The sequence below is a fragment of the Rickettsia endosymbiont of Ixodes scapularis genome, from assembly GCF_000160735.1.
GTDB lineage: Bacteria > Pseudomonadota > Alphaproteobacteria > Rickettsiales > Rickettsiaceae > Rickettsia > Rickettsia tamurae.
This window is the reverse complement of sequence record NZ_CM000770.1, coordinates 1,224,894-1,234,532: the sequence shown is the minus strand read 5'-3', so window position 1 is coordinate 1,234,532 and position 9,639 is coordinate 1,224,894. Positions and strand designations below refer to the sequence as shown.

Genomic DNA, 9,639 nt, shown 5'->3' with positions numbered 1-9,639 from the left:
GCCACGTAACAATGGCTGCTCGCAATGACGAAACAACTGCTCTATGCAAGCAAGCCTTTCGTAGGAATGACAATAAGGGATTTTTTAGAAGTTGTGTAAAACAAAACCACTTTTTTCTAAGCAATGTCTATTTATCGACACGGTAGTTATTGACAAGTTTAGGAAAAAGTTTTATATTTTTCACAAGTTTAAAAAAAGTTAATAGTGTATGTCTAAAGCGAAAGCAAAAACAGCTTCCAAAAATAACCCGACTTCTAGGGAACAGGCTAAAGAATATTTTCATAACGGTCAGAAAATCAAACCGGTAAAGCTTATTGCTGTTCAAAATTCTTTTCTAGCTGCCGAATATGAATCTTCCGGAGATTTAGTCGTAGGAAGTAACGGTCAACCATTACCTTGGGGACTAGTTAAAAGCTTATCCTAATTACTTATAAACAATATATCTTCCACACAATCGGGGGCATAGCTCAGGGGTAGAGCGTCTGTTTTGCACGCAGAGGGTCAAGGGTTCGATTCCCTTTGCCTCCACCAGTTCCGACAAGGGTTTCAAGGCTTTTTGAAATTTAGTAAAAACTTTGAATGTTCCTTTTGTTTTAATTTTCGATCCATGTCTTGCTAAAAAAATATTCTGTACCTACTATTTTATGGGAAGTATTTACAACAGCAGAATCTAGGCAAAAACAATAATCTACATACTCAAAAGCTTAGGTTAACGCGAGTTTCGTATTAAGATGCCTAAATTATGGTTAATGAATATGCTATAATGCTTATCCTTTCAAGGTTTGTAAGAGGTGTGACAAGTTTTACAATTTAATAGTTATAGTCAAAAAAGACAATTTACTAAAAATTTATGCAGTTTTAAGTACATTTTATAACAAAAACAATATTACTAATATCCTCGTAACCCAGTTACTATCAGCTATTCAGTTCCTCTATTAATACGAAACTCGCGTTAGGTTACTAAAAGCTCAAGCAGATAAGGCAGAGCTAGAAGTAGCCATATTAGAGGGTAAATATTTAGCAATATCGGAAATAGAGCTTACTTGGTCAAATTTGTTGCTAGCGTTTAGAGCAAGGATGCTCTAGGGCTTCCAAATAATCTAGCAAGGCAAATAATAGCTCTTGATAATGATTTTGCGGCAGTATCTAATTTACTTGAGAAAGAAATACACGCAGCTTTGCTAGAACTCAGTAATTATAGCGGTGAAGAGAATAATAAATTATTAAAATATTAAATTATTAAAATATTAAATACAACTTATTGACTTATTAATATTATTTTCTTATAAATTAACAAAAAAATGAGCAATATACTTTTACAAATCATTATCAAGATAAAATGAGTTTCCAAGATATAAATACGTTAGCAAAAATAGCTAATCTACCTCATAAAGAATTTGCTAAAATTTTATCTAATAATTATACGCTAGAAGAAATAAAGGAGATTGCAGATAAATATAAAGCAATAGATAAAGAGGCATTAAATTTATTTATAGGACAAAATTATAAGCTTTTTTATAGCTCTTATCAAACTGAAAACCCTTTTAAAGATCATACTCCATTTTTAAATTTTAAATTAGTAGAAAAATCTTTAGAAGAAAGTCCAATCCTTAATCTACTGCCTGTTGACCTAAAAATATCATATAGCTTCTTATTTAGAGGACGAAGTCGATATAATAGGCAATGACAGCTAAATCCTCTATATAATTATCCTCTATCTACTACAATGCAAGCTGGCATACATATTGGCATGCAAGAAGATTTAAGCTACACGGCAAAGCTTGCCAATCACTTAATACATAAAAATGGTACGCACTTGGCTTGATGTTCTAGATCGTGCATTAAACCTATATCAGCTAGGCCCACAAACTATGCAGATAGCAGGCGATATAAGAAAGCTAGTAGTAAGCACATCGCTGGTAGACTTAAAGAAAAATTTACAAAATCTTGACTCTGTAAGATTTGGTATGTAGGTATCAGGGGGAGTAAGTACTACAAATAATTTAGTAGTTGAGAGTTTGCAGGACGTAATACAAGAACGGATGTCCGGTATGCAGATGAGCGTTGGCTTTAATAATGCCGGAACATATAAGGAGCTAGGAGGTAAAGCTGAAGTAGCTAGCCGTAATGCAGCTTGGACGAAAGCGGTAGGCAGCATTATCGGTACGCAAGTAACGCATGTGGTAGTACAGCAGACTCTAGAGATAGCGGGAGGATTAATTAACGCCGAGGTAAATCCCGACGGTAGTTTACCGATAAAGGCAGACTTTACGTTGAAGCAGGCAGCATAGTAGCAAGACAGTTACACGACTACGATAACGGAAAGAGCTTTGGGCTTGGGGGGCACCTTAACGAAAAAAGCCGATAGTAGCGGCAAGCTAAATGGGGTGTTGGCATCCCTGTCGTCTGCGGCTTCAACGAGCAGTCACGGGATATTCTGCCTGTTATAGGCATGGGTGAGATAAGCTAACCGGCGGTGGTAATCTACCTCCTGAACTTAAGCCGTAACGTTAACAGTCAAATCGGCACTACCACTGGCGAGTATACCTCACTTCGTGCCACTGTCCCTGTTAGCGATATGGTGGAGTTTATCTCCTCTGCCCTCAAACCACAACAAGCTTCAGCATTCTCTGCAGGAGAGGAGGAACTAACAGCTAAACAACAGGAAGAATTAAAGCGTCAAGAAGAAGAAAGACTACAAGAAATTCTTGATGAGCCTGGGGTTGAACCGGTTTATCCAGAAATGCTTGTTCTTTCACTGATCTCAGCACCTTTTAGACTTGTTAAATCATTATATGGTTTATTTAAAGACCAAATAATTGACTTAGTTTCTGATTCATACAAAGATAAAGCTATTAAGCTCTCAAGAGAAATAGATAATAATACTATTGATGTTAGTAATAACATTACTAAACTTCAAAAACATATTGAAGATATTACAGGCGTAAAACTAGACAATCTTGAACTTGAAAAATATGGTAAATATCTTGAAGAATATGAAATTTGGGTACAACTTCCTGAAATTGTTAAAAAAATACCTGAAAAGCTTGGATTTCCTAAATTTTCTGAAAAAGGAACAGGTCTACTGTATGGAGATAAGGTAAATGGTATGAGAATAATGAAAGGTAGATCAAATGTTGAATTCTCGCATCAAAAAGTAGATTATGCAGTTATTGTTGATAAAGGTTGTAGAATTGATAAATATGGAAATCAATTAAGATATAATAGTAATACAAAGGTTACAGAAGTTATAGACCCTGTTAGCAACAAAATTATCAAAGAAATTCCAGGATTTAAGCTAAAAAAAATTCCTGAGGCACATATTAATTTAGAAGAATGGATAAAAAAATGGATTACTCACAACAAACCTTAAAATTAAAAATTAACTATCCAATGTTTAGAGGAGATAAAAGATGCTTTTGAAGAGTTAGCTGATTTTGAAAAACAACAAAAAACATGGCCTAAAAATAGCGAAAAACACCCGCATAGTTATTGGGACAGTCTAATGTTTTATGTATTAGAGAATTTATATAATGATTGTGAGTTACACGAGTATAAACCAGAAAATATAGGAGAACTATTTTATAATGAAGAAGAGGCTAAACAAGTTTATGAGTTTTGTAAATGGTTTAATAAATTAACAGAAAATATAGGAGAAAATCAACCTGATGCTGCATATCTCAATCACCCTGAATGGCATAGGGTTTATAGCGGTGCAAAAAAGCTTTTTGAATTAATGGATAAAAACAAAAATATAATTTTAGTGAAGAGTATGCAGTTTATAATAAAGCACAATAGGAAGAAACTTATGGAAAAAAATAATAATTTAATGTTCTAAAAGAGCTGAGGTAGCTAGCCGTAATGCAACTTGGACGAAAGGATGATCAAGAAAATTTACTTTACTCTATTAATGGTACGATAAATATATGATAAACAAGTTTAGTAACTAAAAGAGAAAATAGGTATAAATAAAATTCATTTTTAGATCGTAATATAAGAAATATTATCCCACTGTTGATTGCATTAATTTAACAATGGTACAAATATGTTTTTTTCAATCACTAAACTTATCCTCTATTTTATTCGCAGCTCTTACAGCTACAATTATCGTTTTTATGCGTCAAATATCTTTTTACAAACAGCAAATTATTAATAAGAATTTAAAAATAATACCGACATATTAGATAAAATATTTTTATACAAGCTTCTTAATAATAACCGTGGTAGATATTTAGCACTTGAAGAGGTTAGACAATATTTTCATCTAGAAGAAATAAGATTATTATCACGCATAGAAAAGTTATTTGAAGATGTTTTAAACTATTCTAACGATAATTCTGGAACAACTGTAATAAATAGAATTGAAAATAATATTACTCATAAGTTACTTATCTTTTTAGAAAAAGATAAAATAAATGACCAAGTAGAACAAATGCATATATATGTTAAAGTGCCTTATATAATGAGCAAAAGTGACGAAAAGACCTTATACACTTTCGTTTACTTGGCTAAAATGATGTGAATATAAATTCTATTATACCGTAGGCTATAAAGTAATCGGTTATGGGCATGTGATAGGACCGAACGAATATATAGGAAAGCGATTAATAAGTAGCAAGCCGAAGAGCTGCTTGAGAAAGACATATGCAAAGCTTAGGTAGTCTTATGTAGATATTACAGCGTTTTCCACTAACCGAAAACTAGCAAGCTGCCTTAATATCGTTTATCTTTAATTGCGGTGGCGGGAAGTTTCAAGCATCAACATTGTGGTAAAAAAAGGGTTTTTAAATTTCATCAAAACCGGTATCAATTATGAAAGATAATATTGAATCTAGATCGATTCCCCCAGGTCCTATACGTAGAGAAGGCACAAAAGAATTAAACAATTGCATTGTTCAAAAAGAATATCAACAAGACCATTCTAAGCCTGTTATAAAACGTTTTGCAATAAATCCTGACCACACAAAATACTTAATTGATCAAAATGCTGCAAATCCCTGTCAATTAACGCAAAGTGATTGTAGTATTACAAAAGATAGCTTACACAGAATTGAAAAAGAAGCATTTGAAAATGCATTCAAAGAATTAAATACCCCGGGTATTTATAGTGTATTAGTTGATACATTTGAATGAGAGGATATTAAAGGTACCAAAGGTCCTATTACTGGATGGAAATTTAAATATGATGAAAAGACTCAATCTACTGTAATTCATGCTATATGTTTGTGGAAAGAATTAGATACATAAGGAAATTATAAAAATTTTTTAATAGACCCTAGTAGTTCAAAGTTTACTAGTTTTCTTAAGAATCCCTTACATTCCTTGAGTTGCAAAGTTCAAACTTACAAACTCGCAAAGTAACTAGTACCTTACTTGAGAAAAATAAAGGGATAATAGATACACCACCTTAGAGCAACTAAAGTCATTAGATGAGTTTATAGAAAATTTTTATAAACAATTCCCTGATCTTGATATATAGGAAAAGAAAGCGAAGAAGCATATATGCGTACGTTATTCCAGTTAGTACAAGAGTTTGGCTTAGATTTTCAAAATATATTAAATAGATTTGAGAAGTTTTTATATACAAGTAAATCAAATAAATCAATTGAGGATTGTCTAGGTAATAATAATACGCGAGTTTCGTATTCAAAAAGTCGCTGAATAGCTGATAGTAACTGGGTTACGGGGATCTTGATAATACTGTTTTTGTTATAAAGTGAGTACAAAATCCCTTCGCCTGAACGGCAACCTTTCATAATTTCTTCTTTAGTTATCTGAGAACTTAAAGAACTAGTTAAAGGGAAATAAGCATCTATACCTACAAAATCGATATAAGGGGAGGCAAATAACGGATCTAGATTATACCAGCCACCGCTAGTGCGATGATATTCCGACCAATCGGCAGCATAAGTAACTTGTACATTACTTCCTACTATTTTTTTACTAAATGTGCAAGATTACAAAGTTCGCTTACTGTCGGAAAATTATTGGCTGCATCTTTTATAGAACGTGAGTTTCGTATTAATAGAGGAACTGAATAGCTGATAGTAACTGGGTTACGAGGATATTAGTAATATTGTTTTTGTTATTACAAACCTTGAAAGGATAAGGATTATAGCATATTCATTAACCATAATTTAGGCATCTTAATACGAAACTCGCGTTTATAGAAGTTATGCTGATCAGCTCCGAGCCGATTATAAAGGCATCGACATAATCTTTAACAAGTCGTGCGTAGTGTAGGATGAAATTATTATAACCCTTTTTAACTCGGTTAAGTAACGCACTAAACTAGCATCATTAATCGTGCCGCCGTAATGAGGGTTGTCACGCTCATCTTTAGAGATAATTTTAGCATTCTCTCTATTATAACTACCGACTTGCCAAGTGCATGAATATGAGGTTAGAGGGTCGTTAAACTTGAAAATATGCCGCCGCCAAATGCATTTCCAACAGTACCACCAAGCGAACTAAAAAAACTTTCAAACATATTTACCATATTATAGTTTAATATGGATTGATATTAGCAGTATGATGTGGTAACACTAATATATAATAATTGTCATACCGTGGCTTGACCATGGTATGACACGCTACCTTTAAAAAACGGAACCATAAATGTTTAAAAAATATATATTTATTCTAATATTATTTATTACGTCTATAGCTTGTGCAGAGATTATCGAAGTAGATAACTTAGATAAAATAAAACAAGATTTTAAAGAAAATTATAATAAAAATTATGTACCTCAGGGTTTATTAGTAGTAACGGTTTTAGATGAATTTTTGTTTAAGTCTTTAGTGCCTATTGGTGAACAAATTGATAAAGATATTTATCTTATACTAACTCCTCTTTTGCGTAATATTAATAAAAATCCAAAAGCTATTTATATAAATCAATTGATTTTAACTAATGATAGTTATAAGAAAGAATTACAAGAATCTGATTTTCCAAATTTTGTAAATGAAATGAGTAATAGTAAAATCCCTATAATAGCAGTAAATGATGGCTTTACCGGTAATTTTAATAATATTCCTAAATTTGAAATATGGTTTGCCGATTATTTAAAGAAAAATTTCGATATTGATTTTTCAAATAGTTTTCCAAACAATAATTATATTATTTTTAATAATTTAGACAGTTTTGCTAATACTTATCCGGTATTTTATAAGGGTATATTGACGAGTAATAATATATCGGAAGCGGAAATGATGATCAATTTCCTTGTTCAAATGAATTTTATACCGAAATGCTTTATAATGATTAGTAGTAGCGTAGAATTGCTAAGCTCAATGGAATTTCAACTTAATAGTTATAGTTCTAATATATTATTTATTGGTTATCATTATAATAATAAAAATACCCCGGAAAATAAAGATGCTGCATATTATAATAAAACCATTGGTTATTTAATACCTCAAATAAATAAGCTAAAAAGAAATAATCCACCTTTAAAGAATAATAATGCGAAAGATAAAAATCCTTATGACACGAATAAATAAAGTTTTATTGAGTTTACTTTGCTTAGTTATTTCGTATGCAGGCTACGGTCAAATTATTCCTACTTACTCCGTAGATTCAGTAACAATGAAAAATTTATTACCGAAGATAGATGCAGATACGTTGGTACTTATAAATATAGATAATACTATTATAACACCGAAATCCAAATTATTTCGATATCAGTATAATTCTTATATAAATTTTACTAAATATTTATATAGTCTTGCAGCGGATAACGCATCAGTTAATAAAACTATTGCAAAATTGATAGTGCAGCGTCAAATGATGCTTGTTGAATCTAAGTGGGTAGATTTAATTAATAAGATGAAACAGCAAGGTGCAACAGTTTTAGGTCTTCAAGAAATAACGGCTCCATGTAATTTAATTGAAAATTATGAAGGATGGTTATATACCTTACTTTACGGACTCAATATTAATTTTACTAATAAGGTTAATGATAAAGATGTATTTAGATTTAATCCAAGCGATGCTGGAGCCCCTATTTTTTATTTAGGTATAATATTTACCGGTAATATAAATAGAGTAAAAACTCTTATAGAGTTCTTAAAAATTATACCAAAACAACCTAAAAAAATAGTAATTTTTGCAAATAATAAAAAAGATTTAGAAAATATGGACTCTTATTTAAGTATGGTTGATATAGGGTATTATGGAATTGAATATTTGGGATGGCAAATGTTACCGGGGTCACCTGATCATCAAATCGCTGAGTTGCAGCAATCTACGTTTTTAAATACCGGTCAGTGGTTAGAAGATGATACAGCTGCAAAGATGTTAAATAAATAATTATGAATGACAATTTAATTAATGCTTTAAAAGATTTAATTATTAATACCGGTAAGGTTGCATTAGATATAAAAAAGGCAGGAATATTGACTGATACTAAATCAGATGGGTCAGTAGTCACTAATGCCGATAAGGAAATTAGTAAAATAATTTATCAAACTCTACAAACCTTAACTTCTCAAATAGCTATAGTATGTGAAGAGCAGCCGCTACCTATATTAAGCAGTGATACTTTTTGGTTAATTGATCCTATTGACGGGACACGGAGCTATGTAAACGGTAAAAGTACATATACGGTAAATATAGGGCTTATTGAAAACTTTCAAGGTTTGTAAGAGGTGTGACAAGTTTTACAATTTAATCTTACTACATGACAATTTTTAGAGATGTAAGGACTAAAGGATTGAATTTTGCTGATAATTCATGATGATAACGGGGAAAGAACTTGGTTTACATATGAAAGATCATTCCGCCCCTCTAGTCGAATTATTACAAAAACATATTTCGCTTAATTTATCAAGAGCAAAATGTTTAGGATTATTTATCATTTCAATGCTTAACAGCAGGACAGTAAACATGTCATTGTTATGCAATAGAATGCCGTCTGGGATTAAAAGCAGCTTCATGGTATAGAAGGATGCAAAGATTTATCTCTGAATCTCAATATCATGGAGAGTATTACCTGTTATGTTAGTCATGATGACTGGGTTTGAGCAGGAGCAAAAATGGGTATTGTGTTTAGATAGAACGAATTGGAAATTTGCTTACTACATGACAATTTTTCATTTTATCATCTTTGGATATTGGAATATCAAGGACAACAGCTGTATCCAACATACTAATTGAGTAGAAATATTATACAAGATATTAACCAATGTATCTAATCCAACACGAAATATACTATTTTGCCTATAACCATGTTTTTTAATAACTATTGGTTTATCTAAAACTATAATCTCTCCAGTTTGATAAGCTAGGCAAAATGCAATAGACAATATTTGCATCAATGTATCTAATCGTAAATCATTAGTAATATGAGTTGCTTCACAGTTGAATCCTGCTGATTTAAAAGCTTTGAACATTGTTTCAATTTGCCATCTTTGAGCATATAATCTCAGCAGGATTTTTGATCTCATCACTATGTATTAAGACTGCAAGTTCACTCTTCTTATTTCTGATCCCTACTACATTAAATATTTCACCTTTTGTACCAATTCTACGTTGTGACAAACTCACATGCGATCCTATGGCTAGAGGGCGAAATAACTCTTGTATTTTAACCATTTTTCCCCTTACATTACTGATATATTGTCCATTTTCTCTAACTC

General features: G+C 31.7%; 9 protein-coding genes, 1 tRNA gene and 6 pseudogenes. 12 read left to right on the top strand and 4 right to left on the bottom strand.

Annotated features, from left to right (window positions below):
• The first annotated feature begins 208 nt into the window (after positions 1–208).
• From REIS_RS06260 to REIS_RS06225, 8 genes and pseudogenes are all read left to right on the top strand, one after another.
• Positions 209–424: a hypothetical protein gene (locus REIS_RS06260; protein WP_008580410.1), complete on the top strand. Its 216-nt coding sequence runs from the start codon at positions 209–211 to the stop codon at positions 422–424.
• Positions 425–456: 32 nt separating this feature from the next.
• Positions 457–531, top strand: a tRNA-Ala gene (locus tag REIS_RS06255).
• Positions 532–1,297: 766 nt separating this feature from the next.
• Positions 1,298–1,570: pseudogene (locus tag REIS_RS06250) on the top strand (hypothetical protein); the annotation flags it as partial.
• Between the two features lie 487 nt (positions 1,571–2,057).
• On the top strand, positions 2,058–2,291 hold the full coding sequence (locus tag REIS_RS06245; RefSeq protein ID WP_179943701.1) for a hypothetical protein: 234 nt from the start codon (positions 2,058–2,060) through the stop codon (positions 2,289–2,291).
• Positions 2,292–2,578: 287 nt separating this feature from the next.
• Positions 2,579–3,373, top strand: a complete 795-nt coding sequence (locus REIS_RS06240) for a hypothetical protein (RefSeq protein ID WP_037213879.1) — start codon at positions 2,579–2,581, stop codon at positions 3,371–3,373.
• Between the two features lie 15 nt (positions 3,374–3,388).
• A complete protein-coding gene (locus REIS_RS06235; RefSeq protein ID WP_410525718.1) occupies positions 3,389–3,838 on the top strand; it encodes an SCO4402 family protein in 450 nt (149 codons plus the stop codon).
• Between the two features lie 833 nt (positions 3,839–4,671).
• Positions 4,672–4,767 (top strand): annotated as a pseudogene (locus REIS_RS17370) (glycoside hydrolase family protein); the annotation flags it as partial.
• A 45-nt stretch (positions 4,768–4,812) separates the two neighbouring features.
• Positions 4,813–5,133, top strand: coding sequence for a hypothetical protein (locus REIS_RS06225; RefSeq protein ID WP_008580404.1), 321 nt, complete (start codon positions 4,813–4,815; stop codon positions 5,131–5,133).
• A gap of 413 nt (positions 5,134–5,546) precedes the next feature.
• Here the strand turns inward: REIS_RS06225 and REIS_RS15810 are convergent, their stop codons facing one another.
• Together REIS_RS15810 and REIS_RS17365 are read right to left on the bottom strand one after the other, a co-directional pair.
• Positions 5,547–5,936, bottom strand: a complete 390-nt coding sequence (locus REIS_RS15810; protein ID WP_081819077.1) for a glycoside hydrolase TIM-barrel-like domain-containing protein — start codon at positions 5,934–5,936, stop codon at positions 5,547–5,549.
• A 479-nt stretch (positions 5,937–6,415) separates the two neighbouring features.
• Positions 6,416–6,490: pseudogene (locus REIS_RS17365) on the bottom strand (host specificity protein); the annotation flags it as partial.
• 128 nt (positions 6,491–6,618) lie between these two features.
• Here REIS_RS17365 and REIS_RS06220 point away from each other — a divergent pair.
• The 4 genes and pseudogenes from REIS_RS06220 (at position 6,619) to REIS_RS17360 (ending at position 9,157) form a co-directional block, all read left to right on the top strand.
• On the top strand, positions 6,619–7,503 hold the full coding sequence (locus REIS_RS06220) for a DUF2608 domain-containing protein (protein WP_008580402.1): 885 nt from the start codon (positions 6,619–6,621) through the stop codon (positions 7,501–7,503).
• A complete protein-coding gene (locus REIS_RS06215; RefSeq protein ID WP_008580401.1) occupies positions 7,466–8,311 on the top strand; it encodes a DUF2608 domain-containing protein in 846 nt (281 codons plus the stop codon). Before REIS_RS06220 ends, REIS_RS06215 begins: the two co-directional genes overlap by 38 nt.
• A gap of 2 nt (positions 8,312–8,313) precedes the next feature.
• Positions 8,314–8,631: pseudogene (locus REIS_RS06210) on the top strand (inositol monophosphatase family protein); the annotation flags it as partial.
• A gap of 103 nt (positions 8,632–8,734) precedes the next feature.
• Positions 8,735–9,157, top strand: a pseudogene (locus REIS_RS17360) (transposase).
• Here REIS_RS17360 and REIS_RS15805 read toward each other — a convergent pair.
• Both REIS_RS15805 and REIS_RS15800 read right to left on the bottom strand, forming a co-directional pair.
• Complete coding sequence (locus tag REIS_RS15805) at positions 9,094–9,393, bottom strand: hypothetical protein (protein WP_050755373.1); 300 nt, start codon at positions 9,391–9,393, stop codon at positions 9,094–9,096. The pseudogene REIS_RS17360 and the gene REIS_RS15805 overlap by 64 nt on opposite strands.
• A gap of 4 nt (positions 9,394–9,397) precedes the next feature.
• A pseudogene (locus tag REIS_RS15800) lies at positions 9,398–9,639 on the bottom strand (IS200/IS605 family transposase); the annotation flags it as partial.